This is a genomic window from Sulfuricurvum sp. (assembly GCF_028710345.1).
Taxonomy (GTDB): Bacteria; Campylobacterota; Campylobacteria; order Campylobacterales; family Sulfurimonadaceae; genus Sulfuricurvum.
Window position 1 is genome coordinate 137,496 of sequence record NZ_JAQTUH010000003.1, and the last position, 21,742, is coordinate 159,237.

Below are 21,742 nucleotides of genomic sequence, written 5' to 3' on the forward strand. Positions count from 1 at the left end.
CTTTCCGTCTGATTAACGGATAGGTGAGTTGGGTGATGACTTTCGGGTTATCGCCCTTTTTTTTTGTCTAAAAAACAAGGTTTGGGTGAGTGGGAACTCACTCAAAGGGAAACCTTTGTTATATCAATTTACATCGTGATATTTTTAGTATTGATGGCGTTCGCGCCCACTCTGCACTAATCAAATACGGAGGGATTAATCACCCCTTCGGATTACTATGACAGTTCATGTTTCTTTGCATTTTCCATTTTAATTTCTTCGATTAGTGCCACAGTAAATAAACTTCCAGGTATTGCATAAAAAGCAATCCCAATCATTGTAATTATTGCTGTAATAATTCTACCAAACACTGTTATTGGATACATATCTCCATACCCGACAGTACTTAATGTTACTACAGCCCACCATAGTGTTTGTGGGATACTGGAAAATATTTTTGGTTGAGCATTGTTTTCAACAAAATATACAATAATTGTAAGAATAATTAAAATAATACCAATTGATGCAAATGTCATGAGTAAATTTTCACGGTCGGTTACAAAAACCCGTTTTAATGCTCGTTCAAAGCTTGACACTTTACTCACACGTAATAATTTAAAGACTCTAAAAAGTCGCAAAATTCGTAAAAATGATGAATTAAATCCAAAGAATGTAAGAAATGTTGGTAAAATTGAAATAATATCAATTAAGATAAAAGGTGTAAAAGTAAATTTTATTCTTCCCTTCCAGCCTTTATATTCTTGTTTATACCCTATTGATATATATCTGAGTATTAATTCAAACATAAAAAAGCTTACTGTAATTATTTCTATGAAATCGAACCATGCATAGTAGGAGTTATGCAACTCTTGAACAGTATCTAAAGACATCCCAATAATATTTAAAATAATCATCAAAAATATTATGAACTGTATAGTCGTACCCCATCTTAACTTTTTTGGGGTTTCTAAACATTCATAAAGGTTTTCGACTATTGACTTCATCCGGCTATTCCAATTATTTTGAATTTGTTTGTGCTCTATTCAATCGTTAAAATTAATTTCAGGTTCTAAATAAGAATATGAATATGGTTCACAATCACATTTATTATGAAGAAAAAAAGATATATCAGTATCGGAAAGAAAGTCTAACTTTTGCTTCTGAGTACACCAGTCACAATCACCCATTCCTCCACCCGATGATATGAGTTTAAACTTTGTGACTCCTGATTTTTTAGCTCTAATATAGCTGTCATAACTAAGCTTAGTATTTGATGCTCTATTCCACATATCCGTAATGATACTTTTTGGGTATTCAATTTTTAGTCCATCTTCATTAAGAACATTTACCAACTCTTTTGTTATTGATAATCGAGAATTTATCCCTAACGCTTTTTTTTCTTCAACTGTTAATTTGTTTTCTGTTTTTAAAATATTAATTTCTCGCAAAAGATGCTTTAACACTTGGTTATGACTTTCTTTTTTCAAAAAAGGTGACTTCTCTATTTCTTGTAGAAAATATTTTCTTATATCATTCTCATTGTCGTCACGATTCTCATATATAACTATAGGCTGAATTGAAGGAGCAAAAAGTGATTTTAAGAATCTAAACATTTTAAGCCTTTTAAAAATTATATTTGAGTTTAGTCTAATTATCAACAAGAAACGAATAAAATAAAAAGCCTATTTATTAAAATTAAACGAAATGACCTATTTTAAAGATTTTACACTGAAATGGAAAAGTTTGCAAGAGAAGTGATTAAAAAAGCTGGATTCCCGCCTACGCGGGAATGACGGGAAGAAATTGTTCTTAGTGACGAACGTTGAGATTATTTCTCTTGATAGCTTCGATAACAGAGGTAATGTGTTTCATTTTAGCCTCTTCATAATTCATATTAGTGATCGCATCAAGATTAAAATGTTGTAATTTTGTATCAAGATACCCAGTATCAATTGTACCGTCGATAAAATCTTGATCGCAAACGATTTGACGGTGAAGAGGAATATTAGTCGGTACACCCTCGATGATAAATTCATCCAATGCACGGCGTGCTTTACGCACCACATCTTCCCATGTCAATGCAGAGACAATCAATTTTCCGATCATCGAATCGTAGTTTGATGGGATTAGATAGTTGGTATACGCCATACTATCCAAACGAACTCCCGGACCACCTGGCGCAAGGTAGTTGGTGATCAAACCAGGAGATGGGACAAACCCCATTTTTGGATTTTCGGCATTGAGACGGAACTCGATGGCGTATCCACGAAGTTTAATCTCTTCTTGTAAAAATTTGAGTTGGTCACCCTCAGCTATTTGGATCATCCGTTGAATCAAATCGATCCCTGAAATAACTTCAGTAACCGGATGTTCAACCTGAACACGGGTATTCATTTCGATGAAATAAATATTATCGTCTTGGTCTACGAGATATTCGATAGTCCCGACACTCTCATAACCAAGCTTGAACATCGCTTTGGTCGAAATACGATACAGTTCACGGCGGGTATCTTCATTTAAAAGAGGTGAAGGTGCGATTTCGATCACTTTTTGGTGACGACGTTGGATAGAGCAGTCACGATCTCCGAGGTGGACAACGTTCCCATATTTATCGGCAACAATTTGAATCTCGATGTGACGAGGGTTTTTCAAGTATTTTTCGATAAATGTTTCACCACGGCTAAAGAAACGTAATGCCTCTTGGGTCGCTGATTCGTACATCTCTTTAAAATCTTCCGCACGCTCGACGATACGCATACCGCGTCCGCCACCGCCGAATGCTGCTTTGATGATAACCGGAAATCCGATTCCGATAGCAATTTTTTCTGCATCTTCAACATTATCAATTGGCTCATCCGTACCCGGAAGCATCGGAACACCTACAGCACGCATAGCGACTTTCGATGCCATTTTATCCCCGAAAAGGGCAATATGTTCCGGTTTTGGTCCGATGAAAATAATTCCGTTATCAGCACATGCTTGAGCAAAATCGGCATTTTCAGAGAGAAACCCGTAACCCGGATGGATTGCATCACAATCTGCTTTTTTCGCCAAAGAGATAATACGATCATAATCAAGATACGCTTGAATCGGATCTCCCATAATCGGATAACATTCATCCGCTTTGCGAACCCAAACTCCGTTTACGTCAACTTCAGAAAAAACAACAACACTTTTGATATCAAGCTCTTTACAAGCCCGTATAATACGCAATGCGATCTCGCCACGATTTGCAATCAATATCTTATTGATTTTTTTATGCTCTATCATCTGCCTCACCATTTTAGTTTAGTATATGGGCTAAAGTATACCTAACATGCATAGCAATAAAATAGCAACATAATAATTTTATATATAAGCACAATAGTTGCAATTAGGTATTGGTTTTAACCATTTATGGTATGATAAAATTTTCAAAAAGGGGAACCCGTAGTATGAATATTGCTGCCAACATCACTGAACTTATCGGTAATACACCACTTGTCCGTCTTAACGTCCCCACTCAAACTGCCGGTGCAACGATTTTAGGTAAATGTGAATTTATGAACCCTACAAGCTCCGTCAAAGACCGTATTGGTTTTAATATGATTAAAACGGCAATGGATGAGGGGAAAATTACTCAAGATACTTTGATTATTGAACCAACGAGCGGAAATACCGGAATCGCCCTCGCCTCTATCTGCGCGGCATTAGGTCTCAAACTCACCCTAACGATGCCTGAATCAATGTCTATGGAGCGTCGCAATCTCCTCAAAGCATTAGGGGCAAATCTCGTCCTCACTCCTGCATCTTTGGGTATGAAGGGGGCGATTGATGAAGCCAATGCACTCGTCACTTCCAACTCCAATGCTATTGTGTTACAACAATTTTCCAATCCAGCAAACCCTGAAATCCATCGCAAAACAACTGCCCAAGAGATTTTACGCGATACCGACAGTAATGTCGATATATTTGTCGCTGCTGTAGGGACAGGAGGGACACTCACCGGAACCGGTGAAGCACTCAGAGCTGTATTACCTAATATACAAATCATCGCTGTAGAGCCGAGGGATTCATGTGTCCTCTCCGGCGGCAATCCCGGTCCCCATAAAATCCAAGGAATCGGGGCAGGATTTATCCCGGATGTCCTCAATACCACGCTCTATAATGAAGTGATTAGTGTAAGTAACGAAGATGCAATCAAAACCTCCAAAGAGCTCGCAAAAACAGAAGGAATTTTAGTGGGAATTTCTGCCGGTGCCAATGTTTATGCAGCAATGCAAGTTGCTTCACGCCCGGAAAATCAAGGCAAAACGGTAGTTACTATTCTTTGCGATACCGCTGAACGCTATCTCAGCACCGCCCTCTTTGAAGCCTAAAACACTATTAGAAACTATCCGCTGTGAGGATGGGGTAGCGCATCACCTCTCCTACCATCAACAGCGTCTTGATTCAACGCTCCAAAAACTTGAATATTCTACCGCCTACCTCCTCTCTGAACTTATTTCGCCACCGGATGAGAGACTCTATCGTTGTCGATTTTTGTATGATAATAAGGGGTATACTATTGAGTATCTCCCTTATACCCCAAAACCTATTAGCTCTTTACGCATCGTTCACAACAATGATATTGACTATCCGCTTAAATACGCCGACCGCACTGAACTTAATGCTCTTTTTGAACAACGTGGGATATGTAATGATGTGGTAATCGCTAAAAATGGCAATATTACCGATACAACCATTGCCAATATTGCCTTCTATATCAACCATCAATGGCTCACCCCCGACACCCCTTTACTAGAGGGGACAACCCGTTCACGTCTAGTAAATGAAGGGAAAATATTCGTAGCGCCTATTACCATTTCAGATGCACTAAACGCACCGCGTATTGCATTACTCAATGCCATGATAGGGTTCTTTGAGATGGAAAATGTTATAATACGGTAATTTTATTACGTTAGGTTCAACCATGTTATACGATATCATCAAAAATCCTTCATTCGGCAGACTCATGGAAAACCATGTTCGCGATATGCTGATTTTCCTTTTCGAAAATGACCAAAATTTCGGAATTTTATGCAAGATTGAAGCGGTAACGTTTGATCCGGAACTCCCTAAACATATCGCCGATGAATTTCGCTCCATGACACTCTTTTTCCTTGCGGGCTATACCTTTGAGAGTGCTCGTATCGATGATGATATCTTGATTTTTGAAGCGGGATTCGGTCAAGAGAATATCGGTAGCTTTGTCAGCGTTCCATTACTCTCTATTGTTCAAATTATTATTGATGATACACCTGCATTTGTCAATCTTGCTTTACCGCACGAACGGTTACAGCCAGTCAACATTGAAAAAAATGAGGGGATTCAAAACTCCATGAGTACGTTTCTCTCAAATCCAGAGAATCAGAAGTTTTTGAAAAAATAACTCTTTTGTTATACCGTACTAGATACGGTATCTATACTTCGATTGAAGAGTTGGTGAGATTCCGTGTCGAAGCACGGAATGACGAGTAGATGATTATAATTTCAACCCTAACAAAAATGTTACGACATTATCGATAAACGCATCATGTTTGCGCTCTTTGCTGTAGGTAATATAGAACTTACGTTTAATTTTAAAGTTTTTGATTCTCGCTTCGAACAGTTTTCCCTCTTCCACTTCATCTTGGACAACGTGGCGCGAAATAACCGATACTACCGGACGCTCTCCATTTTTAGGTGAACGTAAAATAGTCTCTTTGATTGCGGTAGAACTTGCAACTACCCCGATAACACTAAAGCTGGAACACTCTACACCGATCTCTTCAAACACTTCTGCCGTCAATTTACGCGTATGTGAGTTTTCATCACGGCAAATCCAGTCAAATTTATAAAGATCTTCTTTGCGAAGCTGTTTTGGAATAGGTTGATTAGAGAAAATCACCAACTCATCCTCTTCCCACTCACGATAAATCAATCCGTCTTTAAATATCGGCGATTCAATCAACGCAATATCGATTTTCTTATCCAACAATTGGTCAATAATCTCTTCTGAGAAAGCAACACGAATGTGTACTTCATTGTTGATCTTATCTTTAAGCTGTTGTAAATAGTTTGGTAATACATAGTTACCGATTGCATACGAAGCCCCAACAACAAAGGTAAACTCTTTATTGATGATTTTTAATAAATCTTTTTCACTCGTTAAAATCGCTTTTTCAAGTTTTATAGCGATACGATAAAGATCTTCACCCTCTTTGGTAAGTTTGATCCCATTTTTTTTACGTTCTACGATTCGAGTATCGAGATAGTCTTCGATAAATTTGATTTGTTGTGTAACAGCAGGTTGTGAAATCCCAAGCTTTGCGGATGCTTTTGAAAAACTTTTTTCTTTTACTACCGTTAAGAAGGTCAAGAGTTTTGCAAAATCTTTTAACATAATAATTCCTATAAGTAAAATCTATGCTGGTATTATAACCTAGAATTATGTTCATTGCAAGAGATACCACTTTTTCGCATATCGCATAAAAATGAGCTATAATAAAATATCTTAAAAGAGTAAGGTACAGATACGTATGGATAAAATTTTTGATGGTCTCAACGATGCGCAACGCTCCGCAGTAGAGCAAATCGACGGACCGCTACTCATATTAGCAGGGGCAGGAAGCGGTAAAACAAAGACCATCACTTCACGATTAGCCTATATGCTTGACACTATCGGAATCCCCTCTTCTCAAACCCTCACCCTCACCTTTACCAATAAAGCAGCTAAAGAGATGCGGGAGCGGGCAATGGGACTGATTACCCAAAACAGCTACCCTCCTCTTTTGTGTACCTTTCATAAATTTGGATTACTTTTTTTAAAATTTCATATTCATCTCCTCGGACGAAGTAATACCTTTGTCGTCATCGACAGTGATGATAAAAAGAAGATTCTCAAAAAAATTAATGCCGATTTACCCACTGCACTCATCGCCAGTGAGATATCACGCTACAAAAATTCTTTGATTGACCCAAAAGAGGCATATGCCCAAGCGGAACTCACCAACTACAAACATATCGCTAAAATCTATGAAGAGTATCAAGATTACCTGCAAAGTAATAATCTCGTCGATTTTGATGACCTTCTCTGTCTTACGTATAAACTATTAGAAGAGAACCATGAGTTATGCACTCAAACATCCGACAAATATAAATATATCATGATTGATGAGTATCAAGACACCAATGAACTGCAATTACGATTGCTTCAAAAGTTATGCTCTACCCATAATAATCTCTGTGTGGTCGGTGATGATGACCAAAGTATTTATGGATGGCGAGGGGCACATGTCCGTAATATTTTAGAGTTTGACCAAGATTTTGAAGGGACAACGGTTGTCAAACTCGAACACAATTACCGCTCCACCCAATCCATTCTCACCGTCGCCAATGCCCTCATCGAACATAACCGTTCACGATTAGGAAAAACCCTTATAGCGACCAAAAGTGGCGGAGAAGCAGTCAAAGTTCTTAATGCTCACGACGAGAGTGAAGAGTCCAAAAAGGTAGCTCAAGAGATACGGGCTCTAATTGATAAAGGGGTTCGCGCCAATGAAATCGCTGTATTGTATCGGATTAATGCCCTCAGCCGCTCTCTCGAAGAGGGATTAAACCGCGCAGGAGTTGCCTACAAACTCGTCGGCGGGCTTCGCTTCTATGATCGCGCCGAGGTCAAAGACCTCATCAGCTATCTACGGGTCATTACCAATGTCCACGATAATTTTTCGCTCAAACGAATCATCAACAAACCCAAGCGAGGTCTGGGAAAAGCAACCATCGAAAAGCTTGAGCTCTCTGCAATGGAAGCTGGAAAATCGATGTTTGAGTTTATCGATACCCTCAGTGATAGCGAACTCGAAGGATTAGCACGTAAAAAAAGTGTCGGGGAGCTTCGTAGCTTTATCCGTGATATCGTTGAACTGCGTGCTGTAGCGGATGAGGCAATCTACCGTTTTATTGACCAACTCGAAGAGCGTTTTAAAATCAAAGAGACACTCAAAGGGCTCCCCGATGAAGCTGAAAAAATCGCCAATGTCGATGAATTTTATGGACTCTTTCGTGATTTTGTCAAACAAAATCCTGATGCCTCTCTACCCGAATTTCTTAACGATATCACGTTGCAAAGCGACCAAGACCAAGTAGAAGGTGAAAGCATCTACATCATGAGCATTCACGCCTCCAAAGGGCTAGAGTTCGAGCATCTCTTTGTAATAGGATTGGAAGAGGGATTTTTACCTCTTATCGGTGATGGAAGCGATCTCGAAGAGGAACGACGGCTAGGTTACGTCGCCTTTACGAGAGCAAAAAGCAATCTTACCCTCAGTAGTGTCAACAGCCGTTTTTATAAAGGACGCCGTACGGAACTCCAAAAAAGCCGTTTTATCAATGAAGCGGGGTTGTGTGAAGGCTCACTCAAACTCGAAAAAAATACCGCCTATAAAAAAGGGGATTTGGTACGCCATAAAATCTTCGGTGCCGGACGGGTTGAAGGTGTCAGTAAATCGGGACGAGAATTTAAATTGCTTATCAATTTCGGCGGAAACAAACGGGATATTCTCGCATCTTTTGTGGAGAAACTCTGATTGAACCGTCTTTTTGTTGCCTATAAACCCACTGGAATGAGTTCCAATCAACTACTAAGCCGTCTTAAACGTCGTTACGGTATTAAAAAAGCGGGCTATTCGGGGACGCTTGACCCCTTTGCCAAAGGGGTTTTAATTATCGCTTTCGGTAATCACGGACGATTATTCCGCTTTTTAAATAAAACACCTAAACAGTATCGTGCAACCCTCTGGCTCGGTGCCTATTCCCCAACATTAGATATCGAAAAAATCGAAACGATTGATGAGCTAGAACCTTTTGAGCTATCTCTCATCACCTCTGCTATCGACTCACTTCATGGCGAGATTACCTATCTTCCCCCAAAATACAGTGCAAAAAGAATTAACGGCAAGCGGGCTTATGAACTGGCACGTGCAGGTATCGATGTAGAGCTTAAAACAATCACCTCAACAATCCATGAGATTAAACTGCTCCACTATTGCCACCCCTTTGTTACTTTTGAGGCAAATGTCTCTGAGGGGAGTTATATTCGCTCTTTAGGAGAGATGATTGCCGATAAATTAGGATGTGAAGGATCACTCACTGCCTTAGAACGACTTAATGAAGGGCAATTTTTCTATGATAATGAGAAAGAAATCGATATCAAAACCGCCCTCTCTCTCCCTAAAAATCGCTATAATGGCGATACAGAAACGATTTTACTAGGTCAACCACTGTATCGTGAACAATTTGAGGAACAACTAAATGGTACTTATTGGCTCGATAACGGTTCCACCATCTCTATCATCGAGATAGCCGATGATAAGATACACTATATTCTCAATAAGGTTGAGGCATGCTAATACTCTCACGTAAACTTGATGAATCGATTCTAATAGGAGATTCTATCACCGTAAAAATCGTTGCTATCGACAAAGGGGTTGTTAAACTCGGTATCGAGGCTCCCCATGATATACGCGTACTTCGCAGTGAATTAATACGTGCCGTCGAAGATTCCAATAAAGAAGCATCAGCACCTCAAGATGATTCCCTCTTACGCCAACTTGCCCAAAAATTTAAACTATGATTCGTCATCCCGCTTACGCCAAAGTCAATATTTTCCTTAAAATCACCGGTAAGCGTGGTGACTATCATACTATTACATCTCGTTTTATGAAGGTTAAAACTCTTTGTGATACCATTTGGTTTGAAAAAAAGTTTACCCCTGAATTTGAGATTCGGGGTAATTTTGATTGTGAAGTCCATTCTAACACGATTTACAAAGCCTATAAACATCTCCAAACTGCTACCCGTTCTCACAACCTTTCTGAGTTTTTTGAACATCATGCCGTCTGTGTCGATAAAAAAATCCCCTCTTTTGCAGGTCTTGGGGGAGGAAGTTCCGATGCCGCAACCTTTTTACACATGTGTAATAATGAGCTAGAATTAGACCTTAGCATCGATGAACTTGCCGAAATCGGTTCAAACGTTGGTGCAGATGTCCCTTTTTTCATCTATGGGTATGACTCAGCAAATGTCAGCGGTATCGGCGAGATTGTCGAACGGTACAATGAACCGTTAATCGATTTTGAGATTGTTACCCCCGACATCAAAATCAGTACCCCAGCAGTCTACCGCTACTATCGTGAGCATCTCTATGCACCGATTACCCCTGAAGAGGCTGCTAAACTCGAATCAACCCCTTCACGTGATCTTCTCGCCTCTATGAATCCTAAAAGTGCAAACGATCTTTACCCTTCTGCTTTGGGATGTTATAACGAACTGGAAGAAAAAGTAGGGTGGTTTTATTCAGGAAGTGGAAGTAGTTTTTTTAAAGTCAAATAGTTTTTCGCCACTAAATGGCGAAAAAGATTATTAGCTTATTTTTCAGCAGTTGCTACTGGTTGCTGAATAGTAATATTTGCGCTGTTTGCTAAAATTACCAAATTTTTACTCAAAGCAGCTTGTGCACTCAACATAGCAGGTGTATTACTTACTACATCTTTTAGTTTTGGAAGATCACCAGCATACAAGAGTGCTGATTTTGGGTTAGCAACAATTGATTTTACAAGATCTTTAGCTTTGTTTGCTGTTTCTTTCTCTTGTTTTGATACTAATAATATGTCACTGATTGCTGTACCAATTTTACTTTTTTGGTCATTTGGCAATTTTTTTGCTTTCGTAACAGCATCTTTATTGAGTCCCAATGCCGTAGCATATTCAATTTTTTCTTGATTCAATTTTGCAATAGCAGGTACTTTTTCATCATCAGTAAGGTTTCCAATGGTTTTATTTTGGTCATCCCATTTAGTTAGCTGTTTTTTATCTCCAAGAGATCCATTGATCAGCTCTACAGATGCCACTAACGTGTTAGTAGATTGATCCATCTTATCAAAAATAGCTTGCATTTCTGTTTTTGTACCATCTGATGACCCCATTAATGATCCGGCAAGATCACCAAACATGCTTGCATTCAATGAACAAGCCAACAAGATAGAAATGGCGAATGATTTTTTAAACATACGTAAACCCTTTTATTAATATATGTTTAATTATATTGTATAATTTCTTAAAAAAAGCATACATAATTATATTTTGTATTAAAAAATTAAATTTATATTCCACTTCATTATTCATTATAAGAATAAGGTGAACATTTGATATCATTCCCTAATTATTTTCAAGGATATATGCGTGGGTGAAAACATAGCCACCAATAAAAAAGCTTTTTTTGACTACTACATCGAAGAAAAATTTGAAGCAGGACTCGTACTTAAAGGAAGTGAAGTCAAAGCCCTTCGGGCGGGGAGGATTAACCTCAAAGATGGATTTATCAAAATCGTCCGAGGAGAAGCATTCGTTTTTGGCATTCATATCGGTGTGCTTGATACCACACACCACTATTATACTCATGAGGAACGGGGAAGTCGAAAACTACTATTGCATAAAAAGCAAATTGAAAAAATGCACAAAGCAGTAGAAAAAGAGGGATTTACCCTTGTACCGTTAAGTATATATTTTAATGATCGAAATCTTGTAAAAATGCAAGTAGCAATTGTCAAAGGGAAAAAGCTCTATGACAAGCGGGATGATTTAAAAGAAAAAAGTATCAAACGCGATATCGAACGGGCACTCAAAGGGGAATAGTCATGGTAAACATACATGAGCTTCATCTAAAAGATCTTCAAAATCCCTTTCACCCCTCTGTTTTTGAAGAGTATAATGATTATCGACTTCTTATACTTCGCCTCCCAGACCAACTAGGAAAAAAAACTAAAATACATTCGTATGGCTTTATTCTCACCAATGAGGATCTCTTTTATTACGATAAAAACAAAGCAGATTTTATCCGTTTTACAGAGGGGATAACCCATCTGTATCACTTTTTGGATGATAAGATAAATAGCTTAATGGTTGATATCGAAACCGTTCAAGAAAAAATTGCAGCACTTGAATCAAGCCTATATAAAAAATTTACATCTACATTTATGGATCACTGGCATGATCTTAAAAAAGAGCTTTCACGTTCAGAGCGGGTTATTTTCAAAGCCGTTGACGTTTTAAAATTGTTCATTTCTAAATCAAAATCGACTAAAACGCTTCCTATTAACGAATTCGATGACCTTTATGAGCACCTAGAGCGAACTTTACGCTCCAATGTAGCTGTAAACGACCAACTCGACAACCTCTATAGATACTATAGTCTACGCTCTACTGATCGAATGAACCGAAGTATCTACATCCTCACAATCATCTCTGTTATTTTTCTCCCACTTAATTTAGTGGTTGGATTTTTTGGAATGAATACCGGAGGATTACCGTTTCAACATGCAATGGGGACATGGGATGCGTTTGTCTCTATGATTGTCTTTGCCGTATTACTGACGCTAGGTGTTTTATGGAAAATAAAGAGAGAGTGAATGTAGGGAGTAAAAAAGTAATTGCTGCACCAAATGCAGCAATGAGGAATTATTTGCGACGAATTTCTTTGATACGTGCTTTTTTACCAGCAAGGTCACGAAGGTAGAACAATTTCGCACGACGAACACGACCACGGCGAAGAACTTCGATTTTTTCTAAGCTATCGCTGTAGATTGGGAAAACACGCTCGATACCGATACCGTTTGCACCAATTTTACGAACAGTGATAGTACGGCCTGTACCTTCACCACGGATAGAGATACATACGCCCTCATAATTTTGAACACGTGTTTTTTCACCTTCAGTAATGCTAACAGCAAGACGAAGAGTGTCACCTGCACGGAACTCAGGAACATTTTTGCCTGCGATTTGCGCTTGCTCAAAGCTAGCGATGTATTTATTTTTCATAAGAAGTCCTTCTTGAGTGCTTTAATAGCTGTTCAGGTCTGAAATATTTTGTTTTGCATTCAGACAGAGCTAATTTTAGTGCTAGAATTTTACTGTGATTTCCCTTTAGGTATTCTGATGGAACTCCTAAAGTTTCATAAATCGGTGGTTTTCCAAAAGAAGGTGCTTCTAAAAGTGGCGTTTCAAAACTTTCCATCTCAAGCGACTCACTATTTCCAAGCACCCCTTCGATATTTCGAACAATTGCATCGCTCATCACTAATGATGGCAATTCCCCTCCGGTAAGGACATAATCACCGATGCTAAAGACTTCATCGGCAAATTTTTCCACTACACGTTCATCAATCCCCTCGTATCGTCCACTCACAAAAGCGATATGCTTTTTTTTGGCTAATCTCTTTGCATCGTTTTGGGTAAATTGTTTCCCGACGGGTGCAACAAAAATGATATAGGTATCTTCTTCCAATGTCGATAATGCATCAAATAACGGCTGTGGTGTCATCACCATCCCAGCACCGCCACCGACTGCGGTATCATCAACTTTATGGTGCTTTGAAGCACTATAATCTCTAGGATTAAGATACGCTACCTCAAATGCACCCGCATCAATTGCCCGTTTTAAAATAGAGTCTTGAAAATAACCATCAATTAGATTGGAAAAAAGGGTGACATACGTAAAACGCATTTACGATGCCTCTAGGAGATCGATTCCGCCGATTACCGTTATTTTCTTCATCGCAACATCTACATTTTTAACAAAGTGGTCGATATAAGGGATTAAAAAAGTTTCAGCTGCACCTTGATTTACTAATAAGGAATCCGTTTTAATGGATAAATAATCCTGTACACCAATCCGCTCAATTTCCAATACATTCCCTAATAACTTCTCATCTTCATAGATAAAAAGCCCTGGTAAATCAAACCAAAAAAACTCACCCTTACCCAGCTTACAACGCTCACGAGTTGCCTCTTTCGTCGTAAAAAGCTTTGCATTGGTCAGTGTTTTAGCCGATTCAGGTGAATCATATCCTACGATATGAACCAATGAACGATCACTATTATAAGAAGATAGGGTAATAATTACACCATTTTCAAGTTCAAATGTAGCACCTTTGGTGAATTGTTCTGGAAAATCGGTATGGAGATTAAAGTTTAAATCCCCTTTTAATCCTACTGCACGCCCTATGGTAGCAACATGCAGGAGGTCGGGATTAGGAGAATTACGAAAGCGGTTCGACATTGATACGATAACTTTGACCATCTTTGGCTTTGCAACCGGAGATAAGGGTTTTAATCGCACCGATCATCTTCCCCTCTTTGCCAATTAGCTTACCGACGTCGGCTTGATTAGCATGCAATATGATCTCGGTTACTTCGCTACCCTCGATAGATTCAACTTGGATATCCTCCGGATAGGTAGCGATAAGACGAGCATACTCAGCGACGAAGTCGGCAACCATGACTTATTTACCTGTAATTTTTTTAACGCGGTCAGACATTTGAGCACCAACACTCAACCAATAGTTCAAGCGCTCTTCATCAACTTTAGTAGTGATAGGGTCTGTCATTGGGTTGTAGTACCCGATCAATTCAATCCAACCACCATCACGGCGTTTACGACTATCGGTTACCGCGATACGGTAGAAAGGTTGTTTTTTACGTCCCATACGGGTTAAGCGAATGACTGTTGCCATTTTAGATTCCTTGTGTTTATTTAGTTCGCATTAAAGTAACTTTGCAGAGTGTTTTGCCCTCAAAAGCAAAAGAAAAACCGCAAAATCGCTAGAACGCTAAGTCGGAGATTTCAATAAATCTCCTGCTTAACATTTAGCGTGGAAAACGTTGCCCCTGCATCTGCCCCATCATACTTTGTAAATCTTTCATCCCCTGTTTACCAGAGAATTTTTTTGCCATTTTAGAGGCATTTTTAAACTGCTTTAAAATACGATTGACATCGACAATATCCAATCCGCACCCTTTTGCCAAACGTGCTTTTCGGCTATTGTTCAATAATTCCGGATCTTCACGCTCTTTCATCGTCATGGATGAAACCAACGCTTTAATTTTTTTCAATTCACCCGAATTTTCCAAATCAAAATCTTTGAGAGCCGATGCCATTCCACCCATCCCAGGGATCATCCCCATGAGCGATTTCATACTCCCCATTTTTTTGAGGCTCTCCATCTGCTCTAGGAAGTCATTGAAATTAAACTCACCTTTTTTGATTTTTTTGTTGAGTTCTTTCGCTTTTTTCTCATCGATAATCGATGCTGTTCTCTCCGCAAGCCCTTCGATATCTCCAAGCCCCATAAGACGGTTGACGATACGATCAGGGAGGAATATTTCCAAATCTTCCATTTTCTCACCCGCACCGATAAAGCGCAATGGAACTTGAATCTGTGAAGCGATACCGAGTGCTACACCGCCGCGAGAATCTCCATCGTATTTGGTAAGAATGACACCATCGATTCCGATTTTTTGGTTAAATGTGTCAGCCGTACGAACCGCATCTTGTCCTGCTAATGAATCGGCAACGTAGAAAATCTCATGCGGATTCGCCGCACGTTTGACCTCAGCGAGTTCATTCATCAACTCATCATCAATCGCTAAACGCCCTGCCGTATCGATCAATACCACATCAACGAGAAGTTTTTTCGCGTGCTCTAATGCACCTTTAACAACTTCGACAGGGTTTTTGCTCACTTCATCGCTATAGAGTTCTACATCGATTGAAGCACACACTTGACGAAGCTGTTCTACCGCTGCAAGACGTTGTAAGTCCGCTGCAACTACCAACACTTTTTTCTTTTGACGAATTTTGAGCCAATTAGCCAATTTTCCGGTCGTGGTTGTTTTCCCTGAACCTTGCAAACCACTCATCAAAATAACGGTTGGGGATTGTGGTGCGTAGACGAACCCGCTGTTCCCTTTGACCTTTAAAAGCTCATACAACGAATGACGCAGAGCATCTAAAAATTGATCTTTACCAATACCGTTTTGCTTTACTTGAACTTCAACCGAATCGATAAGATCTTTCACCACTTTGTGATGAACATCTGCTTTAAGTAACGCTTTTTTAAGCTCGCCTAATGCTTTGGTGAGGGCTTTTTCATCGTCATGAAAACGAATTTTGCGTATGGCAGATGTAAATGATTCGGTGAGTGTATCAAACACAAGAACTCCTAAAATTGTCTATGCACCTAGGCATAAAAAGTTTCGCATTATACTTAATTTTTTCTTTAATTATGCTTTGCCGTCATTCCCGCGCAGGCGGGAATCCAGCTCTTTCAAATTGGGGATGGATCCCAGGGTCAAGCCCGAGGATGACGAAACTTCTATGAAATAGATTGCCACGCTTTCGCTCGCAATGACAAAAATAGATCGCATTAGCTCCCGAAATGTCCAAATACTTTTGGTTCCGGAGCTATAAATGTCAATCCTAAAATAGTTACTTTTTTAGCGTGTAACATAACCCGTTTCGATGGGCGTCCACCGTAGCTTTCATCTCCGACAATCGGGCATTGTGCGTATTTTAGATGGGCGCGGATTTGGTGAGTTCGTCCGTGATGGATGATGAGTTGAACTTTGGTTTTTTTCCCTGATACCTCAAGAGGGGTCACTTCAGTTATCGCCGGTTTTCCCCCTTTGGCAACTTTTGTCACCGCTTTGTTCCCTTTTTTCTCAGTGATAAGAGGCTGATCGACCACAAACGGCTCACTCACAATCCCATCAACCCATGCGACGTACTCTTTATAAACATTATCTTTTTTAAACTCACCAATCGCTTTTAAACGAAACTCTTCATTTTTGACGAGCATCAGTACACCGCTCGTTTCACGATCCAGTCGGTGAAGGAGCTGTGAGCCTTTGAACTGACGCTCGATCTCATCGGAATTTACAAACGCCGGCTTATCGATAACAATCATATTGTCATCTTCATATATCGGATGCGCTTTCTCCACTTTTTGGACGATAAAAGTCGTTTTGGGACTAATCTCTCCTCGTGCTATCATCACTTTTGAGTTTCCTACATAGACCAATCCACGGTCTATCAGTGATTTTGCCTCAGAGTTTGAGATTCCCTCTTGTTGTGCTAAGAGCTTATACGCTTTTGGTTTTTCCATTTTATCGTCCTCAGGTTGGTTTATTTCAATCCGTAATCATAAAAGCAATTATAGCAGTGATGTGCTTCAGATAAGATGCGTAATGTTTTGCTATAATCATCTCATGGATAAAAAACATATTTTAATGACGGGATTTATCATAATCATCTTGCTCTTACTCTATTCTGGAATCTATGCTTATGATCGAGTAACATGGCTTATGGAAATTTTTCCTATTATCATCGTATTACCAGTTTTAATAAAAACCTATAAATCTTTCCCACTAACAACCCTACTTTATAGTGTCATTTTTCTTCACATGATTGTCTTGATTTTTGGAGGGATGTATACTTATGCTCGTGTGCCCCTTGGTTTTGAGATTGCCCAATGGTTAGAAATGGATCGAAATCCATACGATAAAATCGGTCATTTTATGCAAGGATTTTCTCCTGCACTCATCTCGTATGAAGTTCTAATTCGTGGAAATTATATTAATGGAAAGAAAATGTTGCTCTTTATCGTTGTATCTATCGTTTTGGCAATTAGTGCCACATATGAGCTGATTGAATGGGGTGCAGCATTATGGATGGGACAAGGAGCAGACGAGTTTTTAGGGACGCAAGGGTATATGTGGGATACCCAGTCTGATATGTTTTTTGCGCTGATTGGAGCAATAATTGCATTGAGTGTTTTTAGAAAAATTCATGACAAAGCAATAAGAAGATTGTAATTTATAAAATTAATCTTGGATTCGCAAGAATGACGGAAGGATTAGGTAAACAGTTTTTGATATTGAATATTTCCATAAACAATGTACAGAATTTTAACAAGTTGATTTTGTGGTGCGTAGTGGTAAAAAAGTGGTATATTCGATACTATTCAAAAGCGTACTTTGCTTTTAATTGATTAACATCTATATTATTTCAAATATTCACTAAAATAACCTTGAGCACTTTAACAGCCCAGATACTCTAAAATAGCGTTTAAATACTATCAGGACATCTATCATGCCATTTTCTCACCTCGGACTCTCACCAAAACTCGTAGATTCCCTTAGAGAGAGTGGTTTTTTACAACCAACCCCTATCCAAGAAAAAGTGATTCCACATGTTCTTGAGCACCATGACATTATGGCAAGAGCTCAAACGGGAAGCGGTAAGAGTGCTAGTTTTATCTTGCCTATTTTAGAACTTTGGTCTGCACACAAAAGTGAGGGGAAACCAAAAATAAAAGCCCTCATACTCACACCTACTAGAGAACTCACATTGCAAGTGGCTGAAGCTTTTGGTACGTTTGGTAAGCATTTAGCGAAACGACCCAAAGTGGTAAGTGTTATCGGAGGAGAAAGCATCGGCGATCAACTCTATGCTATTCAGCAAGGGTGTGATATTTTGGTAGCAACCTCAGGACGATTATTGGAAGTTGTCACCAAAAAACAGATGAATCTCTCTCATTTAGAGTTTTTTGTTTTGGATGAAGCGGACAAGATGCTCGATTTTGGTTTTGAACAAGAGCTTGAGCTTCTCTTAAAAGAGATTCCACTAAAGCGTCAAAATCTCCTCTTTTCAGCAACCTATCCCCCCAAAATACTCTCTATTGCCTCCAAAATCACCCAAAATCCCCTTCAAATATTTAGTGAATCCGAAGAACCAACCGTTGAGAGCATCACGCAACGCTGTATCGAAGTCAATCGTGAGAATCGTGGCCCTTTGCTACGTCGTCTACTCGAAGATGAGGCGTGGGAGTCGGTGCTAGTGTTTATGGCAAACAAAAGGGCTGCGGATAATATCGCTATGAAATTTAAAAAATACGGGTTTTTAGCTGATTCTTTCCACGGTGACCTCACTCAAGAGGAGCGTGTTTTTACCCTCCAGCAGTTTAAAAATAAAAAAATCCGTATTCTTTTTGCTACCGATATCGCTGCACGGGGACTCGATATTGAGAACATTAGTTGCGTCGTCAACTTCGATCTTCCCCGCTCTCCTGCTGATTATATCCACCGTATTGGACGTACCGCCAGAGCAGGTAAATCAGGTACTGCCATCTCTTTTATCGACCATGAAGACTACGATCACTTTAGATTGATTGAAAAACGCTCAAACATCAAACTACCCAGAGAACAAATCGAGGGGTTTGCACTCACGGGAACTCCCCCTCTAAAAACGAAAGGACCGCAACCAATCAAAGGGAGTGGCAAAAGTAAAAAAGACAAACTACGCGAACAAGCTGCCGCGAACGGCAAGAAGAACTAACATATGAGTCACAGTGCGCGAGGAACATGCTATACCTGCTATCGCCCTCTCTCTTTATGTTTGTGCTCTAGTGTCAGACCTATCGAAACGACCACTAAATTTATCATCCTCATGCATCCTAAAGAGTTTAAAAAGACTAAGAACGGTACGGGGAGACTTACCTATCTTTCTCTTCCTAACTCAGAGCTATACATCGATGTCGATTTTAGTGAGCATACTGCAATCAATGCTTTATTAAATGATGAAAACAATCTCTGCTATGTCCTATATCCCAGTAAAAACAGTGTTAATCTCAATACCAAAAAAATAGAGTCAACGGGGAAGCAACTCGTCATCTTCATCATCGATTCGACGTGGCCGTGTTCGGTTAAAATGCTCAAACTCAGTCACAATTTGCAAAACTTGCCGAAACTTAGTTTCACCCATTCCAAAATATCACAATTTCAAATCAAAGAGCAACCCTCAGATTTTTGTCTCTCCACTATCGAATCGACCCTTACGATTTTAGAATTGTTAAGTGTTCAAGGGATAGAGAGTTTAGAAAAAGAACAACTCGAATCTTTTTTAAACCCATTTTTATCCATGGTGGATTATCAACTCCACTGCATCAGCACCCAAGAGAGTGTACGCTTTCGAACATATCCAACTATAGGGGTCGTAGACACTCCATGACTCGCTCTAAATCAATCGTTGCATTGACCTCTGAGGGGGGTAATGTTTCGGCAATCTTAAGAGCTTCTGCAACCTCATCCAATTCGACAAACTGAACGTGCGAAACGTATTTAAAAAGTTCACGTTGTAAAAACATATTTTTACCGCTGATAATTTTGCATCCAAATCTCGCGGGCTCAAGGGGATTATGCCCGCCGATAGGTGCAAACGCTCCCCCCAAAATCGCAATGTCACTGATAGCATAGAGGTTATTTAGCTCTCCCATCGCATCAATGAGGATGATGTTACTCATCAGTGATTGGGTTTCACTCCACCGTGCGAAGCTCATCTGCGGTGCTGTTTGGGTAATCAATGTTGCAACTTTTGTGAATCGTTCAGGATGGCGGGGGACTATAATCAGTCTCGTGTTGGGATTTTCTCTTTGATACTCCATAAATCCACGAAGTATCCCCTCCTCTTCCCCCTCATGGGTACTCCCCGCGATAATCACAACACCATCGGGTTTAGAATAGGTTTTGGTTGCTTCGATTTTTTGGGCAAGTTTAATATTTCCAACCACTTCGACGTTGTGTGCACCCAATGCGATAAATCTCGCCATATCTTCACTGCTTTGACACAAAATCAAATCACAATAACGAAAAAGACGTTGATAAAACCATCGCATCTTGTAATATTTCGGAAAACTTCGATCACTGATACGGGCATTTAGGGCAATAACTCGTGCACCTCGCGCATGGGCAATCCGAAATAACAGATACCAAAATTCAGCCTCTAATATCACTACGGTTTTAGGTCGACCCATCCAAAACCATAACCACGGCTCATAGGGGAGATAGCGCACTTGCGCGCTATATTTGGATGCTGCTTCATATCCCGTATGGGTAATGACACTAATCGCGATTTTAAATCCCGATAATCGCTCTACTATCGGTGCTATCGCTTTGGCTTCTCCCAATGAGCAGACATGAAACCAAATATCACTAGGGTCAAAACAATGATTATTCCAAAGAAAAAAACGGGATGGGATGGAGGAACGGTACTTTTTTTTGAAAGAGAGAATCAGTATAAAAGGGAGTGCCACCGTAAAAAGGGTAGCAGAGAGAAGTGTATAAAAGAGGGTAAACACGGTTGTGTTTACGCGCTCATATCACTCGGCTCAAGATACAATAAACGTCCGCAATGTGGGCAGGTTACGATCTCTTCACCTTTGATTACTTCGCTGTATACTTTATCGCTGATTGCCATATAACAACCCATACATGCTTGGTTACGAACCGGAACGGCTGTCGTATTTTTCGCCCAACGACGAATTTTTTGGTAGAATGAGAGACCTTTTTGGTTCATCGCCCCTACAAGAATCTCTTTTTTAGCGAAAACGATTTTGCGTGCTTCATCGATGTGTGCCAATTTTTGATCAACATCTGCTTTTACACCTGTTAGGTTTGTTTCGATTTCACCCGCTTTTGCTTCGAGCTCTTCGATTTTTCCTTTTTTATGATCGATCAATTTTTCCAAACGAGCAATCTCTTCGTTCGCAAAACTCACTTGCTCTTTTGCAATCTCTTCTTCGAGTTGAAGTGATTTCATCTCACGTTCTGTTTTGATTTCAGCACTTTTTCTGCTGTTGTCTTCAAGCTTTGCAGAGAGTTCTGCCAAATGAAGCTCATTTTTTTGCTTTTTGATTTGCTCATCTTTAATCTCGTTAGAGAGGGTTGCTATCTCGTTGACAACAGCATTTTTAGTTGCCAAAAGCGCATCGTACTGAAGGTTTGCCTCTTCAATTTGGGGTTCAAACGCATCGATCTCTTTGTCAATTAACGATAGGTCGATTAACTGCTCTAAATGTTTGTTCATGGTGTG

26 protein-coding genes are annotated in these 21,742 nt (G+C 39.7%); 12 read left to right on the forward strand and 14 right to left on the reverse strand.

What is annotated here, in order from left to right:
• Window positions 1–215: 215 nt before the first annotated feature.
• The 3 genes from PHC76_RS05300 to PHC76_RS05310 all read right to left on the reverse strand — a co-directional run bounded on the left by PHC76_RS05300 (window position 216) and on the right by PHC76_RS05310 (window position 3,249).
• A complete protein-coding gene (locus PHC76_RS05300) occupies window positions 216–983 on the reverse strand; it encodes an ion transporter (RefSeq protein WP_299972101.1) in 768 nt (255 codons plus the stop codon).
• 39 nt (window positions 984–1,022) lie between these two features.
• Entirely contained in the window at window positions 1,023–1,592 is a 570-nt protein-coding gene (locus PHC76_RS05305) for a hypothetical protein (RefSeq protein ID WP_299972102.1), read from the reverse strand.
• 196 nt (window positions 1,593–1,788) lie between these two features.
• A complete protein-coding gene (locus tag PHC76_RS05310; RefSeq protein WP_299972104.1) occupies window positions 1,789–3,249 on the reverse strand; it encodes an acetyl-CoA carboxylase biotin carboxylase subunit in 1,461 nt (486 codons plus the stop codon).
• Window positions 3,250–3,413: 164 nt separating this feature from the next.
• On the opposite strand from PHC76_RS05310, the gene cysK reads away from it, so the two are divergent.
• The 3 genes from cysK to PHC76_RS05325 are packed head-to-tail and all read left to right on the forward strand — an operon-like array spanning window position 3,414 to window position 5,389.
• Window positions 3,414–4,337 carry a cysteine synthase A gene (gene cysK / locus PHC76_RS05315; RefSeq protein ID WP_299972106.1) on the forward strand — a complete coding sequence of 308 codons (924 nt, stop codon included), beginning with the start codon at window positions 3,414–3,416 and terminating at the stop codon, window positions 4,335–4,337.
• Window positions 4,327–4,908 (forward strand): aminotransferase class IV family protein, encoded by a 582-nt coding sequence (locus tag PHC76_RS05320; RefSeq protein WP_299972107.1) that lies wholly within the window; start codon window positions 4,327–4,329, stop codon window positions 4,906–4,908. Before cysK ends, PHC76_RS05320 begins: the two co-directional genes overlap by 11 nt.
• Before the next feature lie 22 nt (window positions 4,909–4,930).
• Window positions 4,931–5,389: a hypothetical protein gene (locus tag PHC76_RS05325; RefSeq protein WP_299972109.1), complete on the forward strand. Its 459-nt coding sequence runs from the start codon at window positions 4,931–4,933 to the stop codon at window positions 5,387–5,389.
• A gap of 93 nt (window positions 5,390–5,482) precedes the next feature.
• On the opposite strand, the gene PHC76_RS05330 is transcribed toward PHC76_RS05325, so the two are convergent.
• On the reverse strand, window positions 5,483–6,382 hold the full coding sequence (locus tag PHC76_RS05330; protein WP_299972110.1) for a LysR family transcriptional regulator: 900 nt from the start codon (window positions 6,380–6,382) through the stop codon (window positions 5,483–5,485).
• 136 nt (window positions 6,383–6,518) lie between these two features.
• Between PHC76_RS05330 and PHC76_RS05335 the strand changes: the two genes are divergently transcribed.
• From PHC76_RS05335 to PHC76_RS05350, 4 genes are read left to right on the forward strand one after another with little or no spacing between them, the layout of a single operon-like run.
• Window positions 6,519–8,567: an ATP-dependent helicase gene (locus PHC76_RS05335; RefSeq protein WP_299972112.1), complete on the forward strand. Its 2,049-nt coding sequence runs from the start codon at window positions 6,519–6,521 to the stop codon at window positions 8,565–8,567.
• Entirely contained in the window at window positions 8,568–9,389 is an 822-nt protein-coding gene (gene truB / locus PHC76_RS05340; protein ID WP_299972114.1) for a tRNA pseudouridine(55) synthase TruB, read from the forward strand.
• Window positions 9,383–9,613, forward strand: a complete 231-nt coding sequence (gene csrA / locus PHC76_RS05345) for a carbon storage regulator CsrA (protein WP_299972116.1) — start codon at window positions 9,383–9,385, stop codon at window positions 9,611–9,613. The genes truB and csrA overlap by 7 nt, the downstream gene beginning before the upstream one ends.
• Entirely contained in the window at window positions 9,610–10,371 is a 762-nt protein-coding gene (locus tag PHC76_RS05350; RefSeq protein WP_299972117.1) for a 4-(cytidine 5'-diphospho)-2-C-methyl-D-erythritol kinase, read from the forward strand. The genes csrA and PHC76_RS05350 overlap by 4 nt, the downstream gene beginning before the upstream one ends.
• 35 nt (window positions 10,372–10,406) lie before the next feature.
• Here the strand turns inward: PHC76_RS05350 and PHC76_RS05355 are convergent, their stop codons facing one another.
• Entirely contained in the window at window positions 10,407–11,048 is a 642-nt protein-coding gene (locus PHC76_RS05355; RefSeq protein ID WP_299972119.1) for a hypothetical protein, read from the reverse strand.
• A gap of 172 nt (window positions 11,049–11,220) precedes the next feature.
• Here PHC76_RS05355 and smpB point away from each other — a divergent pair, with 172 nt between their 5' ends.
• Entirely contained in the window at window positions 11,221–11,673 is a 453-nt protein-coding gene (gene smpB / locus PHC76_RS05360; protein WP_299972121.1) for an SsrA-binding protein SmpB, read from the forward strand.
• Between the two features lie 2 nt (window positions 11,674–11,675).
• Window positions 11,676–12,446, forward strand: coding sequence for a magnesium transporter CorA family protein (locus PHC76_RS05365; RefSeq protein WP_299972123.1), 771 nt, complete (start codon window positions 11,676–11,678; stop codon window positions 12,444–12,446).
• Window positions 12,447–12,495: 49 nt separating this feature from the next.
• Here the strand turns inward: PHC76_RS05365 and rplS are convergent, their stop codons facing one another.
• The 7 genes from rplS to PHC76_RS05400 form a co-directional block, all read right to left on the reverse strand.
• Window positions 12,496–12,855, reverse strand: coding sequence for a 50S ribosomal protein L19 (gene rplS / locus PHC76_RS05370; RefSeq protein WP_299972125.1), 360 nt, complete (start codon window positions 12,853–12,855; stop codon window positions 12,496–12,498).
• The gene (gene trmD, locus PHC76_RS05375) at window positions 12,845–13,540 is read right to left on the reverse strand and encodes a tRNA (guanosine(37)-N1)-methyltransferase TrmD (RefSeq protein ID WP_299972127.1); all 696 of its coding nucleotides are present in this window, start codon (window positions 13,538–13,540) and stop codon (window positions 12,845–12,847) included. Before trmD ends, rplS begins: the two co-directional genes overlap by 11 nt.
• Entirely contained in the window at window positions 13,541–14,116 is a 576-nt protein-coding gene (gene rimM / locus PHC76_RS05380) for a ribosome maturation factor RimM (protein WP_299972128.1), read from the reverse strand.
• The gene (locus tag PHC76_RS05385) at window positions 14,076–14,315 is read right to left on the reverse strand and encodes a KH domain-containing protein (protein ID WP_299972130.1); all 240 of its coding nucleotides are present in this window, start codon (window positions 14,313–14,315) and stop codon (window positions 14,076–14,078) included. The genes rimM and PHC76_RS05385 overlap by 41 nt, the downstream gene beginning before the upstream one ends.
• A 3-nt stretch (window positions 14,316–14,318) precedes the next feature.
• Complete coding sequence (rpsP, locus tag PHC76_RS05390; RefSeq protein ID WP_013459360.1) at window positions 14,319–14,549, reverse strand: 30S ribosomal protein S16; 231 nt, start codon at window positions 14,547–14,549, stop codon at window positions 14,319–14,321.
• Window positions 14,550–14,682: 133 nt separating this feature from the next.
• Window positions 14,683–16,029: a signal recognition particle protein gene (gene ffh / locus PHC76_RS05395; RefSeq protein ID WP_299972132.1), complete on the reverse strand. Its 1,347-nt coding sequence runs from the start codon at window positions 16,027–16,029 to the stop codon at window positions 14,683–14,685.
• Window positions 16,030–16,241: 212 nt separating this feature from the next.
• Window positions 16,242–16,979 (reverse strand): RNA pseudouridine synthase, encoded by a 738-nt coding sequence (locus PHC76_RS05400; protein ID WP_299972134.1) that lies wholly within the window; start codon window positions 16,977–16,979, stop codon window positions 16,242–16,244.
• A gap of 103 nt (window positions 16,980–17,082) precedes the next feature.
• Between PHC76_RS05400 and PHC76_RS05405 the strand changes: the two genes are divergently transcribed.
• The 3 genes from PHC76_RS05405 (at window position 17,083) to PHC76_RS05415 (ending at window position 19,882) form a co-directional block, all read left to right on the forward strand.
• Window positions 17,083–17,688: a DUF2238 domain-containing protein gene (locus tag PHC76_RS05405; protein ID WP_299972135.1), complete on the forward strand. Its 606-nt coding sequence runs from the start codon at window positions 17,083–17,085 to the stop codon at window positions 17,686–17,688.
• Window positions 17,689–17,965: 277 nt separating this feature from the next.
• Window positions 17,966–19,210, forward strand: coding sequence for a DEAD/DEAH box helicase (locus PHC76_RS05410; protein ID WP_299972136.1), 1,245 nt, complete (start codon window positions 17,966–17,968; stop codon window positions 19,208–19,210).
• Between the two features lie 3 nt (window positions 19,211–19,213).
• Complete coding sequence (locus tag PHC76_RS05415) at window positions 19,214–19,882, forward strand: tRNA-uridine aminocarboxypropyltransferase (protein WP_299972137.1); 669 nt, start codon at window positions 19,214–19,216, stop codon at window positions 19,880–19,882.
• On the opposite strand, the gene waaA is transcribed toward PHC76_RS05415, so the two are convergent.
• Both waaA and PHC76_RS05425 read right to left on the reverse strand, forming a co-directional pair.
• Window positions 19,857–21,008: a lipid IV(A) 3-deoxy-D-manno-octulosonic acid transferase gene (gene waaA / locus PHC76_RS05420; protein ID WP_299972139.1), complete on the reverse strand. Its 1,152-nt coding sequence runs from the start codon at window positions 21,006–21,008 to the stop codon at window positions 19,857–19,859. The two genes, PHC76_RS05415 and waaA, sit on opposite strands and share 26 nt — an antisense overlap.
• An 8-nt stretch (window positions 21,009–21,016) precedes the next feature.
• Window positions 21,017–21,736, reverse strand: coding sequence for a zinc ribbon domain-containing protein (locus PHC76_RS05425; RefSeq protein WP_299972140.1), 720 nt, complete (start codon window positions 21,734–21,736; stop codon window positions 21,017–21,019).
• Window positions 21,737–21,742 lie beyond the last annotated feature (6 nt).

Excerpts from the sequence above, each read along its gene's own strand:
- PHC76_RS05300 (WP_299972101.1), bottom strand. The coding sequence starts at position 983 with ATGAAGTCAATAGTCGAAAACCTTTATGAATGTTTAGAAACCCCAAAA.
- PHC76_RS05305 (WP_299972102.1), bottom strand. The coding sequence starts at position 1,592 with ATGTTTAGATTCTTAAAATCACTTTTTGCTCCTTCAATTCAGCCTATA.
- PHC76_RS05310 (WP_299972104.1), bottom strand. The coding sequence starts at position 3,249 with ATGATAGAGCATAAAAAAATCAATAAGATATTGATTGCAAATCGTGGC.
- cysK (WP_299972106.1), top strand. The coding sequence starts at position 3,414 with ATGAATATTGCTGCCAACATCACTGAACTTATCGGTAATACACCACTT.
- PHC76_RS05325 (WP_299972109.1), top strand. The coding sequence starts at position 4,931 with ATGTTATACGATATCATCAAAAATCCTTCATTCGGCAGACTCATGGAA.
- PHC76_RS05330 (WP_299972110.1), bottom strand. The coding sequence starts at position 6,382 with ATGTTAAAAGATTTTGCAAAACTCTTGACCTTCTTAACGGTAGTAAAA.
- PHC76_RS05335 (WP_299972112.1), top strand. The coding sequence starts at position 6,519 with ATGGATAAAATTTTTGATGGTCTCAACGATGCGCAACGCTCCGCAGTA.
- csrA (WP_299972116.1), top strand. The coding sequence starts at position 9,383 with ATGCTAATACTCTCACGTAAACTTGATGAATCGATTCTAATAGGAGAT.
- PHC76_RS05350 (WP_299972117.1), top strand. The coding sequence starts at position 9,610 with ATGATTCGTCATCCCGCTTACGCCAAAGTCAATATTTTCCTTAAAATC.
- PHC76_RS05355 (WP_299972119.1), bottom strand. The coding sequence starts at position 11,048 with ATGTTTAAAAAATCATTCGCCATTTCTATCTTGTTGGCTTGTTCATTG.
- PHC76_RS05365 (WP_299972123.1), top strand. The coding sequence starts at position 11,676 with ATGGTAAACATACATGAGCTTCATCTAAAAGATCTTCAAAATCCCTTT.
- rplS (WP_299972125.1), bottom strand. The coding sequence starts at position 12,855 with ATGAAAAATAAATACATCGCTAGCTTTGAGCAAGCGCAAATCGCAGGC.
- trmD (WP_299972127.1), bottom strand. The coding sequence starts at position 13,540 with ATGCGTTTTACGTATGTCACCCTTTTTTCCAATCTAATTGATGGTTAT.
- rimM (WP_299972128.1), bottom strand. The coding sequence starts at position 14,116 with ATGGTCAAAGTTATCGTATCAATGTCGAACCGCTTTCGTAATTCTCCT.
- PHC76_RS05385 (WP_299972130.1), bottom strand. The coding sequence starts at position 14,315 with ATGGTTGCCGACTTCGTCGCTGAGTATGCTCGTCTTATCGCTACCTAT.
- rpsP (WP_013459360.1), bottom strand. The coding sequence starts at position 14,549 with ATGGCAACAGTCATTCGCTTAACCCGTATGGGACGTAAAAAACAACCT.
- PHC76_RS05400 (WP_299972134.1), bottom strand. The coding sequence starts at position 16,979 with ATGGAAAAACCAAAAGCGTATAAGCTCTTAGCACAACAAGAGGGAATC.
- PHC76_RS05405 (WP_299972135.1), top strand. The coding sequence starts at position 17,083 with ATGGATAAAAAACATATTTTAATGACGGGATTTATCATAATCATCTTG.
- PHC76_RS05410 (WP_299972136.1), top strand. The coding sequence starts at position 17,966 with ATGCCATTTTCTCACCTCGGACTCTCACCAAAACTCGTAGATTCCCTT.
- PHC76_RS05415 (WP_299972137.1), top strand. The coding sequence starts at position 19,214 with ATGAGTCACAGTGCGCGAGGAACATGCTATACCTGCTATCGCCCTCTC.
- PHC76_RS05425 (WP_299972140.1), bottom strand. The coding sequence starts at position 21,736 with ATGAACAAACATTTAGAGCAGTTAATCGACCTATCGTTAATTGACAAA.